Raw genomic sequence first — 20,169 nt, 5'->3', positions numbered from 1 at the left:
TCATGGCTACCACCGACGCCGACGCCCCCGAGGCACGGCTCGTCGTCGTCGACGACGAGCCCAACATCCGCGAGCTGCTGTCCACCTCCCTGCGTTTCGCGGGCTTCGAGGTGCATGCGGCCGCCGACGGCGCGAGCGCCCTGCAGCTGGTGTCGGACACGCAGCCGGACCTCGTGGTGCTCGACGTGATGCTGCCCGACATGGACGGCTTCACCGTCACCCGACGCATGCGCGCCACGGGCCGGCACACCCCCGTGCTGTTCCTGACCGCCCGCGACGACACGCAGGACAAGGTCCAGGGGCTGACGGTCGGCGGCGACGACTACGTGACCAAGCCGTTCAGCCTCGAGGAGGTCGTGGCGCGGATCCGGGCGGTGCTGCGGCGCACGGCGGGCGGTGAGCCGGAGGACGACGCCGTGCTCCGGGTCGGCGACCTCGAGCTCGACGAGGACTCCCACGAGGTGCACCGCGCCGGCGTCGAGGTCGACCTCTCCCCCACCGAGTTCAAGCTGCTGCGCTACCTGATGCTCAACGCCGGGCGGGTGCTCTCCAAGGCGCAGATCCTCGACCACGTGTGGCAGTACGACTGGGGTGGCGACGCCAACATCGTCGAGTCCTACATCTCCTACCTGCGACGCAAGATCGACCACCTGACCGTCCCGGGACCGGACGGCACCGACGTCGAGCTGCCCGCGCTGATCCACACCAAGCGAGGTGTGGGCTACCTGCTGCGGACGCCGCCGCGATGACGGACGCGCACCCCGACGGCGCGCGCCGTGCCCCGGCGGACGCCGCGGCTCCCGCCACCGACGACGGCGGGCGCCGGTGGGGCTGGCTCGCCCGCACGCCCCTGCGTGTCCGCCTGGTGGCGATCACCGTGCTGCTGCTCGGCGCCGGTCTCGTGCTGGCGGGACTGACGGCGCGGACCGTCGTGTCGAACTACCTGATCGACGAGCTGGACGAGCAGCTCACGCAGTCGGCCCAGGGCGTGGCACGCCTGACGACGCTCAACCCCGGTGAGACGACCCAACGCATCCCGAGCGACTACGCGGTGACGCTGCACAGCTGCAACGGGCTCGACGGCGGCCCGGTGGGCTGGACGCAGACCCTGGACCGGTTCGGCGAGCCGCAGATCCCCGACGAGTCGGTCGAGACCGTCGTGGCGCGGGGCATCGACCCCTTCACCGTGGACTCCACGGGTGGCAGCGACCCGTCGCAGTGGCGGGTGGTCTCCATCCCCTGCAGCCCGTTCCGCGGCGCCGAGGTCGAGGGCGCCGCCTACGTCGCGCTGCCGCTGTCGAACGTCGAGGAGACGAGCGAGTACCTGGGCAAGGCGTTGCTCTGGATCGGTCTGGGCATCGTGGTGCTCGGGGGCGCCCTGGCGTTCTGGCTGGTGCGCCGTTCCTTCCGGCCCCTGCGTCGCATCGAGTCCACGGCCGCGGCGATCGCCGACGGCGACCTGTCCCGCCGCGTGCCCGAGGACCAGCCCGCCAGCACCGAGGTCGGCTCCCTGTCCCACTCGCTGAACGCGATGCTCACCCAGGTCGAGGCCGCGTTCGCCGCCCAGGAGGCCTCCGAGCAGCGGATGCGTCGCTTCGTCTCGGACGCCAGCCACGAGCTGCGCACGCCGCTGGCCACGGTCAAGGGCTACGGGGAGCTGTACCGGATGGGTGCCCTCGACAGCCCGGACAAGGTCGAGGACACCATGGGGCGCATCGAGGACTCCGCGCGGCGCATGGGGTCCCTCGTCAACGACCTGCTGGTGCTCGCCCGCCTGGACGAGCGCCGGCCCCTGCGCCAGGAGTCGGTGGACCTGGTCGCGCTGGCCCGCGACACCGCCCAGGACCTGCACGCCCTGGACCCGGAGCGTGTGGTCACCGTGACCGGGCTGGGTCCTGGCGAGGCGGCACCGTCGTCGCTCCGCGTGACGGGCGACACGGACCGGTTGCGGCAGGTGCTGACGAACCTCGTGGGCAACGTCGCACGGCACACGCCGGTGGGCTCCCCGGCGGAGCTGGCCCTGGGCACGACACCCGAGGGTGACGCCGTCGTCGAGGTGCGCGACCACGGCCCCGGCGTCTCGAAGGACCAGGCGGACAAGATCTTCGAGCGCTTCTACCGCGCGGACTCCTCCCGCAACCGCGAGTCCGGGGGCTCGGGTCTGGGGCTCGCGATCGTGGCCGCGATCCTGAGCGCCCACGGCGGCCGGTCCTCGGTGCACGAGACACCCGGCGGTGGTCTGACGGTGCGAGTTCACCTTCCGCTCCCCGGGGACTACGATGCGTGACGGCCTGGTTCCGGTTCGCCTGCGCAGCAACGTCGCTGGGGCGGCGTAATCTGGAACTACGGCTGGTCACAGCATCCGGCCCCTAGACGAAGGTCTTGATAGCGATGGGCGTGCTCCACGCCGACGCACCACAGTGGTTCCTCTCCGCGTTCGTCCGCACGTGTCACGGCGCCGGCGCCACCGCCACGGAGGAAGAGATCCGCGCGGTCGGGTCCGAGCTCATCGACCGGTGGTCGGAGACGGACCGGCACTTCCACAACCTGCGTCACCTGGCCGCGGTCCTGCACCGCGTCGACGAGCTCGCGCACGAGACGCACGAGCCCGACCTGGTCCGGCTGGCCGCCTGGTACCACGGCGCCGTCTTCGACGCCGACCGCAAGGTCGCGTACGCCACGCGGGGCGGTGAGCAGACCACCCTGAGCGCCGATCTGGCGCGCGAGCAGCTCGTCGGGCTCGGGGTGGCCGCGCGGCGGGCCGACCGTGTCGCCGAGCTCGTCGAGTCCATGGCGCGGCACAAGGCCCTGCCCGGCGACTTCGACTCGGCGGTCCTCAACGACGCCGACCTCGGCATGCTCGCCGCCGAGCCGCAGCGCTACAAGGAGTACGTCGCCGCGATCCGCGCCGAGTACGCGCACATCCCGCTGCCGGACTACCTCGACGCCCGCATCAAGGTGATCTCCAAGCTCCTCGGACGGCCCCAGCTCTACGTCAGCCCGCTCGGCCTCACCTGGGAGGAGCCGGCGCGGCAGAACCTGGACGCCGAGATGCACCGACTGGTCAAGGAGCGTCGTCGGCTCGAGGCGCAGACCCCGGCCGGCCCCGCCCGTCAGTAGCCGCCCGGCGCACGCACAGCTCCCGCGAGTCAGGACGATCCCGCGCGGGTCAGGACCGTCCTCCGCGAGTCAGGGCGGTCCTGCGCGGGTCAGCCGCTCGTCCACACCCTGTGGACGACGGCGGCCTGCCGCGCACCCGCACGCCTAGCGTCGTGGCCAGCCCGGCCCTCCCGGGACCCACGACGAAGGAGCAGCACGTGCGATACGAGGTCGACAGCGATCGGGTGGCACAGGCCGGAGCGGCGGTGAACGGGTCCGTCGGGGCGATCCGCGCCGAGGTCGGCGCCCTGATGCGGCACCTGCAGGACCTGCAGGCGAGCTGGCACGGCAGCGCGGCGACGTCGTTCGCCGGGGTGATGACGCAGTGGCAGTCCGCCCAGACCCAGGTCGAGGCCGCACTGGACTCCGTCACCGCGGCGCTGCAGTCGGCGTCCCAGACGTACTCCGACGCGGAGAACCAGGCCACTCGGCTCTTCGCCACCCGCTGACCCCACCCGTCGTTGTGGGCATGAAATCTGCGGGTGCAGACCGCCGGTCAGGTGCAGATTTCATGCCCACAACGACGCACGACGGCGGCCGGCCACCTCCGCAGAGGTGACCGGCCGCCGTCGTTCGCAGCGAGGCGCGGTCAGGACCGCGCCGGACGCGCAGGGATCAGAAGCCCATGCCGCCCATGTCGCCCATGCCGCCGTCACCGGCCGGGGCCGAGGCCGGCTCCGGCTTGTCGGCGACGACCGCCTCGGTGGTGAGGAACAGCGCGGCGATGGACGCGGCGTTCTGCAGCGCCGAGCGCGTGACCTTGACCGGGTCGTTGACGCCCGCGTTCAGCAGGTCCTCGTACTCGCCGGTCGCGGCGTTGAGGCCGTGACCCGAGGGGAGGTTGCGGACCTTCTCCGCCACGACGCCGCCCTCGAGGCCGGCGTTGATGGCGATCTGCTTCAGCGGGGCCGAGATCGCCGCGTTGACGATCTGCGCACCGGTCGCCTCGTCGCCGTCCAGCTCGAGCTTCTCGAACGCCACGGCACCGGCCTGCAGCAGGGCCACGCCGCCACCGGCGACGATGCCCTCCTCGACGGCAGCCTTCGCGTTGCGGACGGCGTCCTCGATGCGGTGCTTGCGCTCCTTGAGCTCCACCTCGGTGGCCGCACCGGCCTTGATGACGGCCACGCCGCCGGCCAGCTTGGCGAGGCGCTCCTGGAGCTTCTCGCGGTCGTAGTCGGAGTCCGACTTCTCGATCTCGGAGCGGATCTGCTGGACGCGACCCTCGATGAGGTCGGCGTCGCCGGCACCCTCGACGATCGTGGTCTCGTCCTTGTTGACGACGACCTTGCGCGCCTGGCCGAGCTCCTCGAGCGTGGCGTTCTCCAGCTTGAGGCCGACGGTCTCGGTGATGACCTGACCACCGGTGAGGATCGCGATGTCCTGCAGCATGGCCTTGCGGCGGTCGCCGAAGCCCGGGGCCTTGACGGCGACGGACTTGAAGGTGCCGCGGATCTTGTTCAGCACCAGGGTCGCCAGGGCCTCGCCCTCGACGTCCTCGGCGATGATCAGCAGCGACCGGTTGGTCTTCATGACCTGGTCGAGCAGCGGCAGCAGGTCCTTGACGTTCGAGATCTTCGACTCGACGATCAGGACGTACGGGTCCTCGAGGACGGCCTCCTGGCGCTCCGGGTCCGTCTCGAAGTAGCGGGCCAGGAAGCCCTTGTCGAAGCGCATGCCCTCGGTGAGCTCGAGCTCGAGGCCGAAGGTGTTCGACTCCTCGACGGTGACGACGCCTTCCTTGCCGACCTTGTCGAGGGCCTCGGCGATGAGCTCGCCGATCGCCGGGTCGCCCGCGGAGATGCCGGCCGTGGCCGCGATCTGCTCCTTGGTCTCGACCTCGGTGGCGGCGTTGAGCAGCTGCTCGGTCACCGCGGCCGTGGCCTTCTCGATGCCGCGCTTGACGGCGATCGGGTTGGCACCGGCGGCGACGACGCGCAGGCCCTCGCGCACGAGCGCCTGGGCGAGCACGGTGGCGGTGGTGGTGCCGTCACCCGCGACGTCGTCCGTCTTCTTGGCGACCTCCTTGACGAGCTCGGCGCCGATCTTCTCGTAGGCGTCCTCGAGCTCGATCTCCTTGGCGATGGAGACACCGTCGTTCGTGATCGTGGGGGCGCCCCACTTCTTGTCCAGGACGACGTTGCGGCCCTTGGGGCCGAGCGTCACCTTGACGGTGTCGGCGAGCTGGTTGAGCCCGCGCTCCATGCTCCGACGAGCTTCCTCGTCGAACGCAATCATCTTGGCCATGGGGACTGATCCTCCGCTGTGGCGTGTCGTGGTCTAGCGGTGCCCGCGACGGACGACCCGTCCGCGTGCGTTCACATCACGCACGCGACCGAGCCTCACCGATGGACCGAGTGGGTCACTCCGGTCGGCTGTCACTCGACAGTCGAGAGTGCTAAGACATTATTGGCACTCTCACCCCGAGAGTGCAAGATGTTCGCCCCCGGCGCACAACGGCGCTGCTCAGCGGCGCCCGACGTCGGCACGCCCGCCGGACACGCCCCGGAGAACGACGAAGGCCGGCACCTGCGACGCGAACTGCGTCGTCAGGCACCGGCCCGCACCGGTGGATCACTCGGCGATGGTGAGCGCCTCCTTGATCACCACGATGACGTCACCGTTCGCGAGCGGCTGCTGGGAGGTCTCCTCCGCGGGGATCCCGAGGATCGCCGCCACCGCGGCGGCCGTCTCGGCGCGCCCCTCGGCGTACCAGACCACGTTCGTCGTCTGGCCGGAGTCGCCGTCGTAGTTCGTCGCCTCGGTGTTCGAGAAGCCCTGCGCCCCGAGCGCCTCCGCGCCACGGCCGGCCTCGCCGCTGACGCCGCTGTCGTCGTTCAGGACGCGCACGAAGGCGCTCGTATCACCGGCTGCCACCAGGGAGGCGATGTCGGGACCGGACTCCTCGGGGGACTCCTCCGACGACTCCTCCGACGACTCCTCGGTCGCCTCGGCGTCGCCCTCGCCGGAACCGTCACCGGACTGCTCACCGGAACCGTCGCCGGACTCCTCGCCGGAGCCGTCGCCCTCGGCTGCCTCGCCCTCCGCGGAGGACTCGGGCGCCGCGGACTCCTGCTGCGCGGCCGGCGGGTTCTCGCTGCCGCCCGGGTCGTCGGACAGGAACCCCACGACGGCGACCGCCAGGCCGGCGAAGACGACGGCGACCAGCAGGAACGGCCAGGCCGAGCTCCACCCGCTGCGGGGCTCGCGGTGGACGCCGACGGGCGACCCCTCGGGACCGCGGACGTCGAACTCGTCAGGCGGGTACGGGTAGTGGCTCTTCGTCACGCCGCACAGGGTAGCGGGTCGGGATGGGCCGAAGTACAGAGCTTGTTCAGCACGCGGCCAAACCTGTTCAGCCGCACCGCGTCAGCCCCGCGAACCGTCGAGACGACGCGAGCTGCGGGCCCGCTGACGCGTCGCACGGAGCCGCCGCAGCCGCTTGACCAGCATGGGGTCGTGGGCCAGCGCCTCCGGGGTGTCGATGAGCGCGTTGAGCACCTGGTAGTACCGCGTGGCCGACATGTCGAACAGCTCGCGCACGGCCTGCTCCTTCGAGCCGGCGTACTTCCACCACTGCTTCTCGAAGGCCAGGATCTCCCGGTCGCGGTCGGACAGCGCCTCGGCGGCGTCCGACGCCGGAGCCTGCGTCGTGGTGTCGACCTCCTGGACCAGCATCTCGCTCATGCGGCCCAGTATGGGTCACTCCGGGCGCCACCTCCGGCAGCCCGGCCCCGCGCGTCGCCCCTCGCCGGCGCCCTGCTAGCGTCGCCGTCGTGGAGACGACGCCGGACCCTGCCGCCACCGCCCCGTCCGCACCGACCGGCGCACCGCCGTCGGACGCCCCGTCGCCGACCGGCCGGCCGCCGCTGGACCGGGTCATGGCGCCGGACTGGGCCGCCGCCCTGGCCGACGTCGAACCGCAGATCCACGCGATGGGCGACTTCCTGCGCGCCGAGGTCGCGGCCGGACGCCAGTACCTCCCGGCCCCCGCCGACGTGTTCGCGGCCTTCCGACGTCCCCTCGCCGACGTCCGGGTGCTCGTCGTCGGCCAGGACCCCTACCCGACACCGGGCCATCCCATGGGGCTGTCCTTCTCCGTCCAGCCGCACGTCCGCCCGCTGCCGAAGTCGTTGGTGAACATCTTCACCGAGCTGACCGACGACGTCGGCGTCCCGGCTCCGGCGAACGGCGACCTCAGCCCGTGGGCGGACCAGGGCGTGATGATGCTCAACCGGGTGCTGACCGTGGAGCCCGGCCGCCCGGCCTCGCACCGCGGCCAGGGGTGGGAGCAGGTGACCGAGGCCGCGATCAAGGCGCTGGTGGCACGCGGCGGACCGCTCGTCGCGATCCTCTGGGGCCGTGACGCCGCCTCGCTGAAGCCCTGGCTGGGCAGCACGCCCACCGTCGAGTCCGCCCACCCGAGCCCGCTGGCCGCCTACCGCGGGTTCTTCGGGTCGGCACCGTTCTCCCGGGTCAACACCCTTCTCGAGCAGCAGGGCGGGACGCCGGTCGACTGGCGGCTGCCCTGAGCAACTGATCCCGGGAGGGGTGCAGAATGGCCCCGTGAGTTCGCACGACAGCATCCCCCCGTGGTCCCGCTACGTCGCGATCGGCGACTCGTTCTCCGAGGGACTCTGGGACCCGTACCCGTACGACGACGGCACGCGAGCCCCGGCCGGCACGGAGACGACGGCGGTGCAGCGCGGCTGGACGGACCGGCTCGCCGACCACCTGGCCGAACGCCGCGGCGACGAGGTCCTCGAGTACGCCAACCTCGCGATCCGCGGCAAGAAGCTGCGCCAGATCGTCGAGGAGCAGGTGCCCGTCGCGCTCGAGATGCAGCCGGACCTCGTCTCGCTCGTCGGCGGCGGGAACGACATCCTGCGCGCCCAGGCCGACCTCGACGCCCTGGCGGCGACGCTGGAGGCGGCCGTGGCCCGACTGCGCGCGTCGGGCGCCGACGTGCTCATGGGCACCGGGTTCCGGTCCGGCGGCACCCTGAGCTTCATCCGCGGGCGGGTCGGGCAGTACAACGCCACGATCTGGTCGATCGCCCGCCGCCACGGCGCCTACGTCCTGGACAACTGGGGCCTGCGATCGGTGTACGACCTGCGGATGTGGTCCGACGACCGGATCCACCTCACCGACGAGGGGCACCGTCGCGTCGCGAACGCGGCGCTGGTGGGGCTCGGCCTCGCGCCGGACGACGAACGCTTCGACGACCCGATGCCCGCCGTCACGGCGCCGCGGCTGCGCCAGCGGGCCCGCGAGGACGCCCAGTGGGCGCGGGCGCACGTCGTGCCGTGGGTGCAGCGGCGGATCCGGGGCACGTCCAGCGGTGACGGCCGGACGCCGAAGTGGGCCGAGCCGAAGCCGTGGCCCCCGTCGGAGCGCTGACCGCGCCGGAGGGTCGGGTGCTCACCGCACGGAGGCAGCTCCCGGCGCGCGAGCACCGGTGGCGGGGTCCACGGTGAAGAGACGGCCACCACCGTCGACAGGGCGCTGCAGACGGCCGCGGCGCCCGGATTGGACCGACCATGAAGCTGCCTGAGGCCACCGAGGAAGACGTCCGGGTGCAGATGGACGACCTGTGCCGAGCCGGCGCCGTCATCATCGGGACCATCGGCGGATGGGACCCGCCCCCTCCGGGTGCCGTCGCCAAGCTGTCCCGCAGGGATGGGTCGGACGAACTGGTGATCTTCTACGACGAGCGGGGAACCACGCTCGACGAGCAGCGCGAGATCTTCACGGCGGCGTGGGAGGCCATCCGCACGGGGCTCGGCTACCCCGAGAAGTGGGACGTCGTCGAGGGCACCGACCCCGACACGGGCGAACCGGTGCGCTGGCGGGTGCTCTGGCTCTACTGGGAATGAGCTCGCCGGGACGACGGCCCGTCGGTCCGCGTTATCGCAGACCGACGGGCCGTCGGGTGGAGCCGCCTGTCGGGTTCGAACCGACGACCTTCCGTTTACAAGACGGGAGCTCTACCAGCTGAGCTAAGGCGGCGGGCGGGGACCATCGTACCGATGACGACGACCCGGCCGGGACGTCGAAGGCGTGAGGCCCGCCGCGCCGGTGCCGGTGCGACGGGCCCCACGCCCACGGCGAGGTCACTCGTCGGCGGACTCGCCCTCGGCGTCGGCGCCGGCGGCACCGTCGCCCTGGACGGCGCTCAGCAGGGCGCCCGGCTGGTTCCAGGTCTCGAAACGCTCCCCGTCGACCAGGATGGTCGGCGTACCGAAGCCGCCGTTGGCGTTCGCCAGGTCCGGGTTCGCGGACGCCTCGCTGGTCAGCGAGTACACGTACTGGCCGAACGTGCCGCGGGCGGTCCCGTCGGCGATGCCGGCAGCGACGTCGGCCGGGACGCCGGCCCCCTCGGCGATCGACGCCATCTCCTCGTCGCTCAGGCCCTCCGTGTTCTCGGCGGGCTGGTTGACGAACAGGGCCTCGTTGAAGGCGAAGAAGGACTCCGGCGCGCGGTCGGCCACCCAGTAGGCGGCCGAGGCCGAGCGCGTCGAGAAGTCGGTGCCCTGGGACATGCGGTCCAGGATCGAGACGGGGTGGAAGACGACGGTCGCGTCGCCCTCGGTCAGCATCGTCTCGACGTCGGCGGCGTTGATCTCCTCGAACTGGCCGCAGACGGGGCACATGTAGTCGAGGTACTCGTCGACGACGGGCGCTCCCTCGTTCTCACCACCGGCCACGAGGTCGGACCCGACCGGGATGCCGCCACCCTCCAGCGCCGTCGACGGGACGTCCTCCACCTCGGCCAGCGGGATGTCCTCGACGCTCTTCTTGTCCGCCTCGCCCATGAGGATGAAGACCGCGACGGCGACGAGTGCCGCGATCGCCACGCCGAGTGCCGCGAAGACGATCATCCGGTTGCGGCGGTCGCGCTGGGCCTGCTGCTGCTGGACGGCGAGCGCCTCGGCACGGGCTTCGTCCCGGCGCTGCGACTTGTTCTGCTTGTTGGACATCTCGGTGCGGATCCTTCGGGTCGAGTCGGGCGGGGCGATCCGGCGGCCAGCCTACCCGTGGGCCGGTCCACCCGGAGCGGAGGGCGGGGCGTCCCCGCGCCCCGACGCTAGGGAGCGAACCTGGGGAGATCCTGGGAATCCGGTCTCAGAACAATGACGGCGCGCTGTTCATGGGCCACCACACGATCTCGACGGGGTCGGTGACGAGCTGGGAGTACAGCACCCAGGACCCCACCAGGCAGATCGCGACGACGATCGCCGCCCCCGTCAGCCCGGGGGCGAGGTTGTTGAGGATCCGCCGGGCCCCGTCACGTGCGGTGCGACCGGCCGGACCGAACCAGGTGGCCAGCAGCGCGACGAGCATCGCTCCGGCCAGCACCACCGAGAACACGAACGGCGCGTTCCGACCGCCCACCGACCGGGACTCGACGTCCCCCAACGGCGCGACGATCAGGTTGCCGTCGCCGAACAACCAGTACCCGCCCATCGTCGCCAGGAGTCCGACGCAGCCGCCGACCACGGCCGCCGGGATGACACCGAGCGCGCCGAGCACCGCGTGATAGGGCAGCAGCAGACCGGCGACCCAGCCGTCCGAGGACCGCACACCCCTGCGCTGGCGGCGTTCGTGGAACCGCTGGCCCGAGGTCCCCACGATCCGGCACAGCACCGTCAGGCCGACGAAGGCCCCGAACGCCACGAGCGGGTAGAAGGCCGCGAGCACCACGAACGGCAGCCCCACCGCGAGCGCCGTCCCCCAGCGCCGCGGGTGGACCGGCGGCACGTAGGGTCCGGCCGCCTCCTCCTCCCCGTCGTCCGCGCCGTCGGCGAGCTCGTCGTACGTCCGGTACCGCACGTCCCCGAGGGGGATGGCCCGCGTCGCACCGTCCTGCGCACCGGCCCGCGCCCGCTCCTCGGAGGTCATCGTGCTCGCCGTCCCGCCGGGCGGCTCGGGCGGCACCGCGGGCGGACCGACGACGGCGGTGTCGGCGAGCGCGGGCGTGGCGCTCCCCGCCGGCGAGTCCGGCGACCCGGCGTCGGGCGAACCGTCCGGCGACGTCCCGGCGCTCCCCGCCGGCCCCGCCGCCGTCGCCGCGGTGGCGGCACCGGCCGCCACGACGATGCGCTGCGTGGCCTGCGGGTCCTCGGACTGCTGCGCCGCCGTGCTCTCGCCGTCGGCCAGGTCGCGGCGGATCGCGCGGACGACGTCCGTGGGTCCCCAGCGCCGGGTCGGGTCGGGCTGCAGAGCCCCGGCGAGCGCCCGTGCCGTGCGGGCCGGGACGCCGTACAGGTCGGCCCGGCCCTGCCGCGAGCGCCGCAGCACGACGTCGGTGGGCCGCACGCCGAAGGGTGACCGGCCCGTGGCGGCGAAGGCGAGCAGGGCCGCCCAGCTCCACCAGTCCGTCTCCGGGACGGGGTCCCCGCCGTCGAGCAGCTCGGGGGCGATGTACCCCGGCGTCCCCATGACGAACCCGGTCATCGTGGTCCGCGTGTCCCCGGTGCTCTGGGAGATCCCGAAGTCGATGAGGCTGGGCCCGTCGGCGGTGACCATCACGTTCGAGGGCTTGAGGTCCCGGTGCACGACGCCGGCCGCGTGGACGGACTCCAGGGCGTCGGCCAGCTGGTCGGCCAGCGAGAACAGGTCGGCCACGTCCAGCGGGCCGCGCGAGTCGATCTCCTCCTCGAGGGTGAGCCCCTCGACGAGCTCGGTGACGACGAAGGCGTACGGCCCCTCGAACTCCGCGTCGAGCACCTGCGCGACGGCCGGGTGCCGCAGCCGCTGCAGGGCCGCGACCTCGCGGCGCAACCGCTGGCGACCCGCGGGGTCGGCGTCCAGGTGGGCGTGCAGCACCTTGAGCGCGACCCGTTCGCCCGCACCGTCACGTGCCTCGTAGACCGCCCCCATGGCGCCGCGCCCGAGGGTGGAGACCACGGTGTAGCCCCCGACGTCGGTCCCCGGCTCGAGCCCGCCCTCGGGCCCCGAGGCCGACGTCTCGTGCGTCAGCACCTCCGCGTCGTCACCCACACCCATGGGGCACACCGTAGCGTCGCGCCCTCCACGGCGCGCCCTGGCTCGCCAGGGTTCACCCCGCGCGGGGGAAGGGCTGCGCCGATATGGTGCGCGCAGGACTCCGCACTGCCCAGTGCATCGGGTCGGCGTCCACCAACCTTGGGAGAGAACAGCGTTGACAGGTCAGGGATCGTCCAGCACCACGACCGGCGGCGACGGGTCGACCGGTTACGACCTCGTCGTCGTCGCCAACCGGCTTCCCGTCGACTTCGCGGTGGACGACGAGGGCAACCTCGACTGGAAGCGGTCGCCGGGCGGGCTGGTCACCGCCCTCGAGCCGGTCATGCGCGAGAACGACGGCGCCTGGGTCGGCTGGTCCGGCGCGCCCGACCTCGCGCACGAACCGTTCGAGGCGGACGGCATGCTGCTGGTCCCCGTGACGCTGTCCGCCAGCGAGATCAGCAAGTACTACGAGGGCTTCTCCAACGACACGCTCTGGCCGCTGTACCACGACGTGATCGCCCCGCCGACGTACCACCGGCAGTGGTGGGACGCCTACCGCAAGGTCAACCAGCGGTTCGCCGAGGCGGCGGCCGCCCAGGCGGCCCACGGCGGCGTGGTCTGGGTACACGACTACCAGCTCCAGCTCGTGCCGAAGATGCTGCGCGAGCTGCGTCCCGACCTGCGCATCGGCTTCTTCGACCACATCCCCTTCCCCGCCGTCGAGCTGTTCCAGCAGCTGCCCTGGCGCAAGGCCATCGTCGAGGGGCTCCTGGGCGCCGACCTCATCGGGTTCCAGCGCGGCGGCGACGCCTCGAACTTCGTGCGCGCGGTGCGCCGGCTCACGGACCACCCCACGCGCGGCTCGATCATCTCCATGGGCTCCGACGACGCGACGCCGGGCCGACGGGTCCGTGCGGCCTCGTTCCCCATCTCCATCGACACCCAGTACTTCGACGAGCTCGCCCGCCGTCCCGAGGTCCAGGCCCGCGCCAAGGAGATCCGCACGGACCTGGGCGACCCCGAGGTCGTGATGCTCGGCGTCGACCGCCTCGACTACACCAAGGGCATCCGGCACCGGATCAAGGCCTACGGCGAGATCCTGCAGGACGGCCGGATCGACGCCGCGAACACCACGCTCGTGCAGGTCGCCAGCCCGTCCCGGGAGAACGTCGGCGCCTACCAGGAGCTGCGCCAGCACGTGGAGATCCTCGTCGGCCGCGTCAACGGCGAGTTCGGCGAGCTCGGCCACTCGGCGATCCACTACCTGCACCACTCCTACCCGCCCGAGGAGATGGCGGCCCTGTACCTGGCGGCGGACGTCATGCTCGTCACGTCGCTGCGGGACGGGATGAACCTGGTGGCCAAGGAGTACATCGCGGCCCGCTCCGACCTCGGCGGCGTGCTGGTGCTCAGCGAGTTCACCGGCGCCGCGGACCAGCTGGCCCCGGGACCGCTGCTGTGCAACCCGCACGACATCGACGGCATGAAGGACATCATCGTCGCCGCGGCGGAGATGTCCCCCAAGGAGAAGCGTCGTCGCATGCGCAACCTGCGGCGCAAGGTCATGGGCGACGACGTCGCCAAGTGGTCGAAGTCGTTCCTCGGGGTGCTCACCGCCGTGCCCGGCCGCGACACCTATGTCTGAGCAGCTCGACCCCGCGCTGGACGGTGCCCTGCACGAGTTCACCGCCGACGACGGCGCCGCGCTGCTGGTGGCCCTGGACTTCGACGGCACGCTCGCCCCGCTGGTGGACGACCCGACGGCGTCGCGCATGACCCCGGCGGCCCGCACGGCCGTGGACGAGCTGGCGGCCCTGACGGTGCCCGGTGGCGGCGACGCGCCGGCGTCGCGGGTGCGGCTGGCGCTCGTCTCGGGGCGCGACCTCGACGACCTCGCGACGCGGGCCGCGCCCCCGGTCGGGTCGTACCTGGTCGGCAGCCACGGCGCCGAGACGGGGCACGTCACGGCGGACGGGGTCGAGACGGTCCCGCTCGAGCTCAGCGACTCCCAGCGTGAGGACCTGGAAGCGCTGCGCTCCGCCCTCGAGGCGGCGGTGGCCGGCCGCGAGGGCGCCTGGGTGCAGCACAAGCCGAGCGCCGCCGTCCTGCACACCCGGCTCGCCGGTCCCGAGGACTCCGCCGCGGCCGTCGAGGCGGCCGACGCCGCCGCCGACCGGCTCGGGCTCGAGCCGATGCACGGCAAGGACGTCGTCGAGATCGCGGTGCTGCCCACGTCCAAGGGCGAGGCGCTGCGGCGCCTGCGCACCGTCGTCGGACGCGACGTCGGCACCGAGCGCGTGCGGGTGCTGTACGCCGGGGACGACACGACCGACGAGAAGGCCTTCGCCGTGCTGACCAGCGGCGACCTGGCACTGAAGGTCGGCCACGGCGAGACCCTCGCGGCGCACCGGGTCGCCGGTGCGGACGACGTCGCCGGGGTGCTGGACCGGCTGCGCGCCGCGTTGCGGCCCTCCTGACCCGTCCCGACCTGCCCCGTGCGGCGTGCCGGGACGGCTGCGCCCGAGGGGGTGATCGGAGTCACGGCCGTGTAGGATCGATCCGCGCGACGCCGCCGGAACGGTCCGGTGAAGCCGCGCGGACAACAGAATGTGTCGCCGCCGACACGCCAGTCGTGAACGCAGCACACCCGACCACAACGGATCGTCCGGCACGTACCTGCCGGTGGAGGGACACCATCATGGCTTCGGTCACCTACGACCACGCGACGCGGATCTACCCGGGCACCGAGCGCCCGGCCGTGGACCAGCTCAACCTGCAGGTGGAGGACGGCGAGTTCCTCGTCCTCGTCGGCCCCTCGGGCTGCGGCAAGTCCACCTCGCTGCGCATGCTGGCAGGCCTCGAGGACGTCAACGGCGGGCACATCTACATCGGGGACCGCGACGTCACCGACGTGCAGCCCAAGGACCGCGACATCGCGATGGTCTTCCAGAACTACGCGCTGTACCCGCACATGTCCGTGGCCGACAACATGGGCTTCGCGCTGAAGATCGCCGGCACCCCGAAGGCGGAGATCCGCCAGCGGGTCGAGGAGGCCGCCAAGATCCTCGACCTCACCGAGTACCTGGACCGCAAGCCGAAGGCGCTCTCCGGCGGTCAGCGCCAGCGTGTCGCCATGGGCCGTGCCATCGTGCGTCAGCCCCAGGTGTTCCTCATGGACGAGCCGCTGTCGAACCTCGACGCCAAGCTGCGTGTCCAGACCCGTACGCAGATCGCCTCCCTGCAGCGCCGCCTCGGCGTCACGACCGTCTACGTGACGCACGACCAGACCGAGGCCCTCACCATGGGTGACCGCATCGCCGTGCTCAAGGACGGCCTGCTCCAGCAGGTCGGCACGCCGCGCGAGATGTACGACACCCCGGCGAACACCTTCGTGGCCGGCTTCATCGGCTCGCCCGCGATGAACATCGGCACGTTCGAGGTCCGCGACGGCAAGGCCATCGTCGGGCACGCCGCGGTGCCGCTGGAGCGCCACGTGCTCGACCAGCTCACCGACGCCGACAACGGCCAGGTCGTCGTGGGCTTCCGTCCGGAGTCCCTCGACATCGCGCACGACGACTCGCAGGACGCCTTCCAGGTGAAGGTCAACCTCGTCGAGGAGCTCGGCTCCGACGCCTTCGTCTACGGCGAGCTGCAGGCGGACGGCTCGGCCGGCGACCTGCACTCCGGTTCCTCGGACCAGGTCATCGTCCGCATCGACCCGCGGGAGGTCCCGATGAAGGGTGACACCATCCACGTCACCATCAAGCAGGGCCAGGAGCACGTCTTCTCCCCGTCCACGGGTGCTCGTCTGAGCCACTGAGCATCCCCGACGACGACGGGGCGGATCCGGCCGGGCGCCGGGTCCGCCCCGTCGTCGTCTACGCTGAACCTGCCCCCCATCGCTGTGGGCAGGAAATCTGCAGGTCCGCCGCAGGGTGCCCCTGCAGATCTCATGCCCACAACAGACCTGGAGATGCCGTGGAGCAGCTGAAGATCACCTCGGCGACCCCGAACTCGGCCCTGCTGGACCTGCCCTGGCGCCGCCCCCTCATCGAGTGGCCCGCCGAGGTCCTCGCGGCACTCCCCCGCGGCATCTCGCGGCACGTCGTGCGCTTCGTCCGCCTGGACGGCCGGGTCCTGGCCGTCAAGGAGATCAGCGAGGACGTCGCCTTCCGCGAGTACGGCATGCTGCGCCAGCTGCGCAAGCTCGAGATCCCCGCGGTCCGGCCGATCGGCGTCGTCACCGGACGCACGGCCGAGGACGGGACGCCCCTCGAGGCGGCGCTCGTCACCGAGCACCTGGCGTTCTCCCTGCCCTACCGGTCCGTGTTCAGCCAGTGGCTGCGCGACGAGACGGCGAACCGGCTCATCGACGCGCTCGTCGTCCTCATCGTCCGGCTGCACCTCGCCGGGTTCTTCTGGGGCGACGTCTCGCTGTCCAACACGTTGTTCCGGCGTGACGCCGAGCTCTTCGCCGCCTACCTGGTCGACGCCGAGACCGGTGCCCTGCACCGCGAGCTGACCCGTGGCCAGCGGGAGCACGACCTGGAGATCGCCCGCGTCAACATCATCGGCGAGCTCATGGACCTCGCCGCCGGCGAGCTGCTGGACAGCGAGATCGACGAGGTCGCGTTCGGCAACTCGCTCGTGGACCGCTACCACGAGCTGTGGGAGGCGCTGACCGGTGTGGAGGCGTTCGCCTCCGACGAGCGCTGGCGCGTGGCCGCCCGCATCGAACGGCTCAACGCCCTCGGGTTCGACGTCGGCGAGCTCGACATCACCACCGACATCGACGGCACGACGGTCCGGATCCAGCCCCAGGTGGTCGACGCCGGGCACCACTCGCGCCGTCTGGCCAAGCTCACCGGCCTGGACGTGCAGGACAACCAGGCCCGGCGACTGCTCAACGACCTGGACTCGTACCAGGCCGCGACGGACCGCCAGGAGGACGACCCCCAGCTCGTCGCCCACGACTGGCTGCAGAACGTCTTCCAGCCGACCGTCCGCGCCGTCCCGCGCGAGCTGCGCCGCAAGCTCGAACCCGCGCAGCTGTACCACGAGGTCCTCGAGCACCGGTGGTACATCTCCGAGCAGGCCGGGCACGACGTGCCGATGCCGGAGGCGGTGCAGTCCTACGTGACCAACGTGCTGCGGTACCGGCCGGACGAGAAGGCGATCCTCGGCATGGCTCCCGAGGAGGAGCCCCAGGGGCCCGAGGCGGACTACTTCCACTACGCCGCGTCCGAGCCGGGCGACGTCGACTGACGCTGCCCGACGATCCGCGCCGCTCGCGGGTCAGGACGCTCCTGCGCTAGTCAGGACGCTCCCGCTCGAGTCAGGTCCTCCCTTCGCGAGTCAGGGCCCCTCTTGCGCGAGTCAGGACTCTCGTACGCGAGTCAGATCGCTCGACCGGCACGACCTCACCCTGGGTCGCCGGGCGCGCCCTGACCCGCGGAATTTCGTCCTGACCCGCGGGACCTTGTCCTGACCCGCCGCCTTCCGCACTGACCCGCCGGGCACCGCCCTGACCCGCGGGATCTCGTCCTGACCCGCGGGCCAGCGTGACCGGTCGGCGTCAGGAGGCCGACCGCGCCTGCGCGACCTCGTAGAGCGTGATGCCGGCGGCCACACCCGCGTTCAGCGACTCGACGTCCGAGGAGATCGGGATCGAGGCCACGGCGTCGCAGGTCTCCCGCACGAGTCGCGAGAGGCCCTTGCCCTCGGAGCCGACGACGATCACCAGCGGGTCCGTGGCGAACGCCAGGTCGCGCACCGAGACGTCCCCGCCGGCGTCGAGCCCGACGACGAACAGCCCCGACTTCTTCAGGTCGGTCAGCGTCCGCGACAGGTTGGTCTCCTTGGCGACCGGCACCCGCGCGGCCGCCCCGGCGGAGACCTTCCACGCCGAAGCGGTGACCGACGCCGTGCGCCGCGACGGCACCAGCACGCCGTGGGCGCCGAACGCGCCCGCGGACCGCAGCACCGCCCCGAGGTTGCGCGGGTCGGTGACCGAGTCGAGCGCGACGATGAGCGGCGGCTCCCCTGCCTCGGCGGCCGCGTCCAGCAGGTCGTCCACCGACGCGTACTCGTACGGCGGCACCTCCAGGGCGACCCCCTGGTGCACGGATCCCTCGGTGAGCTGGTCCAGCGCCCCGCGCGAGCTCTCCAGCACGCGGGCGCCGTGCATCGAGGCGAGCTCGAGGATCTCCCGGGTGCGGTCGTCGTGGTCGATGCGCTCGGCCAGGTGCACGGCCGTGACCGGCACGTCCGTGCGCAGCGCCTCCAGGACGGCGTTGCGGCCTGCCACGACCTCGGCACCGCCGGTCGCCTTGCGGGTGCCCCGGGCCACGCCCTTGCGTGCCCCGGTGGGCGCCTGCGCCGCCGCCCGCTTCTCGGCGGCGACCTTCTTCTTGTAGGCCGGGTGGTAGGTGCGCTCCTCGGCCTTCGGCGTCGGACCCTTCCCCTGGAGGCCCTTGCGGCGCTGACCGCCGCTGCCGACCTGCGCGCCCTTCTTGGTGCCCGCCTTGCGCTTGGCACCGGGTCGCTGCGAGTTTCCCGCCATCATTCCCCCTTCGCGTCGGACAGCGTCCAGCGGGCGCCGTCCGGAGAGTCCTGCACGACGACGCCGGCCGCGGCCAGGCGGTCCCGGATCGCGTCGCTCGTGGCATAGTCCTTCGCGGCTCGCGCCGCGGCCCGTGCGTCCAGCTCGGCCTGCACGACGGAGTCCAGCGCGTCGGCCACGCGCGTGTCCGCGGCGCTGGCCCACTGCGGGTCGGCCGGGTCGAGCCCCAGCACGTCGAGCATCCCCCGCAGCGCCACGAGCGCCGCCCGCGCACCGTCGTCGTCGGAAGACGCGAGCGCGGTGTTCCCGGCCCGGAGCGTCTCGTGCACGACGGCGAGCGCCGCGGGCACGTTGAGGTCGTCGTCCATCGCGGCGACGAACCCGGTGGGCAGCCCGGCCGTGCGGACCTCGTCGCGCGGGACCTCGCCGACACGTTCGGTCGCCCGGTCGACGAACCCGGTGAGCCGGTCCCAGGTGGTCCGGGCCTCGTCGAGGGTGTCCGGGCCCCACTCGAGCATGGACCGGTACTGGACGGAGGCCAGCGCGTAGCGCACGACGGGGGCCGGCACCTGGGCGAGCAGCTCGCTCATGAGCAGCCCGTTCCCGAGCGACTTGCTCATCTTCACGCCCTGCTGGGTGACCCAGGCCGAGTGCATCCAGCGGTCTGCGAACGGGTACCCGGCGGCGCGCGACTGCGCCTGCTCGTTCTCGTGGTGCGGGAACCGCAGGTCGAGGCCGCCGCCGTGGATGTCGAACGCGTCGCCCAGGTAGCGCTGCGCCATGGCCGAGCACTCGAGGTGCCAGCCGGGTCGGCCGCGCCCGAACGGCGTGTCCCACGCGGCGGTCTCGGGCTCGCCCGGCCGCGGCGTCTTCCACAGCGCGAAGTCGTGCGGGTCGCGCTTCTCCGAGGTGACGGCGTCGTCCCCGCCCTCGGGGTTGAGGTCCTCGAGGCGCTGCGCGGTGAGCTCGCCGTACTGCGGCCAGGAACGCACGTCGAACCAGACGTTGCCCGGTCCGGTGGAGTAGGCGTGCCCGCGCTCGACGAGGCGCTGCATGAGCGCGACCATCTGCGGCACGTGCCCGGTGGCCCGCGGCTCGTAGGTGGGCGGCAGCACACCGAGCGCGTCGTAGGCGGCCGTGAACGTCCGCTCGTAGGTGGCGGCGTGGGCCCACCACTCGACACCGGCTGCCTCGGCCTTGGCGAGGATCTTGTCGTCGATGTCGGTGACGTTGCGGATGAGCGTCACGTCGAGCCCGGAGCGGGTCAGCCAGCGGCGCAGCACGTCGAAGGCGACGGCGGGTCGCAGGTGGCCCACGTGCGGGGCCGACTGGACGGTGGCGCCGCACAGGTAGATGCCGACCTTGCCGGGTGTCCGGGGGACGAGCTCGCGCACGGAGCGCGTGGCGGTGTCGAAGAGCTGCAAGGTCACCGGTCCAGGGTACCGGTCGGGTCCGGA

Annotated in this window: 18 protein-coding genes and 1 tRNA gene; 11 read left to right on the top strand and 8 right to left on the bottom strand. The window is 72.3% G+C overall.

Annotated elements, in window-relative coordinates:
• Window positions 1-2: 2 nt before the first annotated feature.
• The 4 genes from HLI28_RS08255 (at window position 3) to HLI28_RS08240 (ending at window position 3,608) form a co-directional block, all read left to right on the top strand.
• Window positions 3-749 (top strand): response regulator transcription factor, encoded by a 747-nt coding sequence (locus tag HLI28_RS08255; protein ID WP_171247043.1) that lies wholly within the window; start codon window positions 3-5, stop codon window positions 747-749.
• Window positions 746-2,287 (top strand): sensor histidine kinase, encoded by a 1,542-nt coding sequence (locus tag HLI28_RS08250; protein WP_171247042.1) that lies wholly within the window; start codon window positions 746-748, stop codon window positions 2,285-2,287. The genes HLI28_RS08255 and HLI28_RS08250 overlap by 4 nt, the downstream gene beginning before the upstream one ends.
• 104 nt (window positions 2,288-2,391) lie before the next feature.
• The gene (locus HLI28_RS08245; RefSeq protein ID WP_171247041.1) at window positions 2,392-3,120 is read left to right on the top strand and encodes an HD domain-containing protein; all 729 of its coding nucleotides are present in this window, start codon (window positions 2,392-2,394) and stop codon (window positions 3,118-3,120) included.
• 197 nt (window positions 3,121-3,317) lie between these two features.
• A complete protein-coding gene (locus HLI28_RS08240) occupies window positions 3,318-3,608 on the top strand; it encodes a WXG100 family type VII secretion target (RefSeq protein WP_171247040.1) in 291 nt (96 codons plus the stop codon).
• 166 nt (window positions 3,609-3,774) lie between these two features.
• Here HLI28_RS08240 and groL read toward each other — a convergent pair whose 3' ends face one another.
• The 3 genes from groL to HLI28_RS08225 form a co-directional block, all read right to left on the bottom strand.
• Complete coding sequence (gene groL, locus HLI28_RS08235; protein ID WP_171247039.1) at window positions 3,775-5,406, bottom strand: chaperonin GroEL; 1,632 nt, start codon at window positions 5,404-5,406, stop codon at window positions 3,775-3,777.
• A 327-nt stretch (window positions 5,407-5,733) separates the two neighbouring features.
• Window positions 5,734-6,447 (bottom strand): LytR C-terminal domain-containing protein, encoded by a 714-nt coding sequence (locus HLI28_RS15940; protein ID WP_171247038.1) that lies wholly within the window; start codon window positions 6,445-6,447, stop codon window positions 5,734-5,736.
• A gap of 81 nt (window positions 6,448-6,528) precedes the next feature.
• On the bottom strand, window positions 6,529-6,837 hold the full coding sequence (locus HLI28_RS08225; protein ID WP_246246557.1) for a DUF3263 domain-containing protein: 309 nt from the start codon (window positions 6,835-6,837) through the stop codon (window positions 6,529-6,531).
• Window positions 6,838-7,028: 191 nt separating this feature from the next.
• Here HLI28_RS08225 and HLI28_RS08220 point away from each other — a divergent pair, with 191 nt between their 5' ends.
• From HLI28_RS08220 to HLI28_RS08210, 3 genes are all read left to right on the top strand, one after another.
• Window positions 7,029-7,691, top strand: a complete 663-nt coding sequence (locus HLI28_RS08220; RefSeq protein ID WP_281357626.1) for a uracil-DNA glycosylase — start codon at window positions 7,029-7,031, stop codon at window positions 7,689-7,691.
• A gap of 34 nt (window positions 7,692-7,725) precedes the next feature.
• Window positions 7,726-8,559: an SGNH/GDSL hydrolase family protein gene (locus HLI28_RS08215; RefSeq protein WP_343035731.1), complete on the top strand. Its 834-nt coding sequence runs from the start codon at window positions 7,726-7,728 to the stop codon at window positions 8,557-8,559.
• Window positions 8,560-8,699: 140 nt separating this feature from the next.
• On the top strand, window positions 8,700-9,035 hold the full coding sequence (locus HLI28_RS08210; RefSeq protein ID WP_171247036.1) for a hypothetical protein: 336 nt from the start codon (window positions 8,700-8,702) through the stop codon (window positions 9,033-9,035).
• 57 nt (window positions 9,036-9,092) lie between these two features.
• Here the strand turns inward: HLI28_RS08210 and HLI28_RS08205 are convergent.
• From HLI28_RS08205 to HLI28_RS08195, 3 genes are all read right to left on the bottom strand, one after another.
• A tRNA-Thr gene (locus HLI28_RS08205) sits at window positions 9,093-9,168 on the bottom strand.
• 104 nt (window positions 9,169-9,272) lie between these two features.
• Window positions 9,273-10,139, bottom strand: a complete 867-nt coding sequence (locus HLI28_RS08200) for a DsbA family protein (protein ID WP_171247035.1) — start codon at window positions 10,137-10,139, stop codon at window positions 9,273-9,275.
• Between the two features lie 145 nt (window positions 10,140-10,284).
• Window positions 10,285-12,168 carry a serine/threonine-protein kinase gene (locus tag HLI28_RS08195; RefSeq protein ID WP_171247034.1) on the bottom strand — a complete coding sequence of 628 codons (1,884 nt, stop codon included), beginning with the start codon at window positions 12,166-12,168 and terminating at the stop codon, window positions 10,285-10,287.
• Between the two features lie 154 nt (window positions 12,169-12,322).
• Between HLI28_RS08195 and HLI28_RS08190 the strand changes: the two genes are divergently transcribed.
• From HLI28_RS08190 to HLI28_RS08175, 4 genes are all read left to right on the top strand, one after another.
• Complete coding sequence (locus HLI28_RS08190) at window positions 12,323-13,795, top strand: alpha,alpha-trehalose-phosphate synthase (UDP-forming) (RefSeq protein ID WP_171247033.1); 1,473 nt, start codon at window positions 12,323-12,325, stop codon at window positions 13,793-13,795.
• Complete coding sequence (gene otsB / locus HLI28_RS08185; RefSeq protein WP_171247032.1) at window positions 13,788-14,627, top strand: trehalose-phosphatase; 840 nt, start codon at window positions 13,788-13,790, stop codon at window positions 14,625-14,627. Before HLI28_RS08190 ends, otsB begins: the two co-directional genes overlap by 8 nt.
• Before the next feature lie 221 nt (window positions 14,628-14,848).
• A complete protein-coding gene (locus tag HLI28_RS08180) occupies window positions 14,849-15,970 on the top strand; it encodes an ABC transporter ATP-binding protein (protein WP_171247031.1) in 1,122 nt (373 codons plus the stop codon).
• A 158-nt stretch (window positions 15,971-16,128) separates the two neighbouring features.
• Window positions 16,129-17,415 carry a DUF4032 domain-containing protein gene (locus HLI28_RS08175; RefSeq protein WP_171247030.1) on the top strand — a complete coding sequence of 429 codons (1,287 nt, stop codon included), beginning with the start codon at window positions 16,129-16,131 and terminating at the stop codon, window positions 17,413-17,415.
• 310 nt (window positions 17,416-17,725) lie between these two features.
• Here HLI28_RS08175 and rlmB read toward each other — a convergent pair whose 3' ends face one another.
• Window positions 17,726-18,712 (bottom strand): 23S rRNA (guanosine(2251)-2'-O)-methyltransferase RlmB, encoded by a 987-nt coding sequence (gene rlmB / locus HLI28_RS08170; protein WP_171247029.1) that lies wholly within the window; start codon window positions 18,710-18,712, stop codon window positions 17,726-17,728.
• On the bottom strand, window positions 18,712-20,142 hold the full coding sequence (cysS, locus tag HLI28_RS08165) for a cysteine--tRNA ligase (protein WP_171247028.1): 1,431 nt from the start codon (window positions 20,140-20,142) through the stop codon (window positions 18,712-18,714). Before cysS ends, rlmB begins: the two co-directional genes overlap by 1 nt.
• Between the last annotated feature and the right edge of the window lie 27 nt (window positions 20,143-20,169).

Origin of the sequence: Isoptericola sediminis, from assembly GCF_013085345.1 — a bacterium.
Taxonomy (GTDB): domain Bacteria; phylum Actinomycetota; class Actinomycetes; order Actinomycetales; family Cellulomonadaceae; genus Isoptericola; species Isoptericola sediminis.
This window is presented reverse-complemented; position numbering and strand designations above follow the sequence as displayed.

Excerpts from the sequence above, each read along its gene's own strand:
- HLI28_RS08255 (WP_171247043.1), top strand. The coding sequence starts at position 3 with ATGGCTACCACCGACGCCGACGCCCCCGAGGCACGGCTCGTCGTCGTC.
- HLI28_RS08195 (WP_171247034.1), bottom strand. The coding sequence starts at position 12,168 with ATGGGTGTGGGTGACGACGCGGAGGTGCTGACGCACGAGACGTCGGCC.
- HLI28_RS08245 (WP_171247041.1), top strand. The coding sequence starts at position 2,392 with ATGGGCGTGCTCCACGCCGACGCACCACAGTGGTTCCTCTCCGCGTTC.
- HLI28_RS08225 (WP_246246557.1), bottom strand. The coding sequence starts at position 6,837 with ATGCTGGTCCAGGAGGTCGACACCACGACGCAGGCTCCGGCGTCGGAC.
- groL (WP_171247039.1), bottom strand. The coding sequence starts at position 5,406 with ATGGCCAAGATGATTGCGTTCGACGAGGAAGCTCGTCGGAGCATGGAG.
- HLI28_RS08210 (WP_171247036.1), top strand. The coding sequence starts at position 8,700 with ATGAAGCTGCCTGAGGCCACCGAGGAAGACGTCCGGGTGCAGATGGAC.
- HLI28_RS08180 (WP_171247031.1), top strand. The coding sequence starts at position 14,849 with ATGGCTTCGGTCACCTACGACCACGCGACGCGGATCTACCCGGGCACC.
- HLI28_RS08250 (WP_171247042.1), top strand. The coding sequence starts at position 746 with ATGACGGACGCGCACCCCGACGGCGCGCGCCGTGCCCCGGCGGACGCC.
- HLI28_RS08200 (WP_171247035.1), bottom strand. The coding sequence starts at position 10,139 with ATGTCCAACAAGCAGAACAAGTCGCAGCGCCGGGACGAAGCCCGTGCC.
- otsB (WP_171247032.1), top strand. The coding sequence starts at position 13,788 with ATGTCTGAGCAGCTCGACCCCGCGCTGGACGGTGCCCTGCACGAGTTC.
- rlmB (WP_171247029.1), bottom strand. The coding sequence starts at position 18,712 with ATGGCGGGAAACTCGCAGCGACCCGGTGCCAAGCGCAAGGCGGGCACC.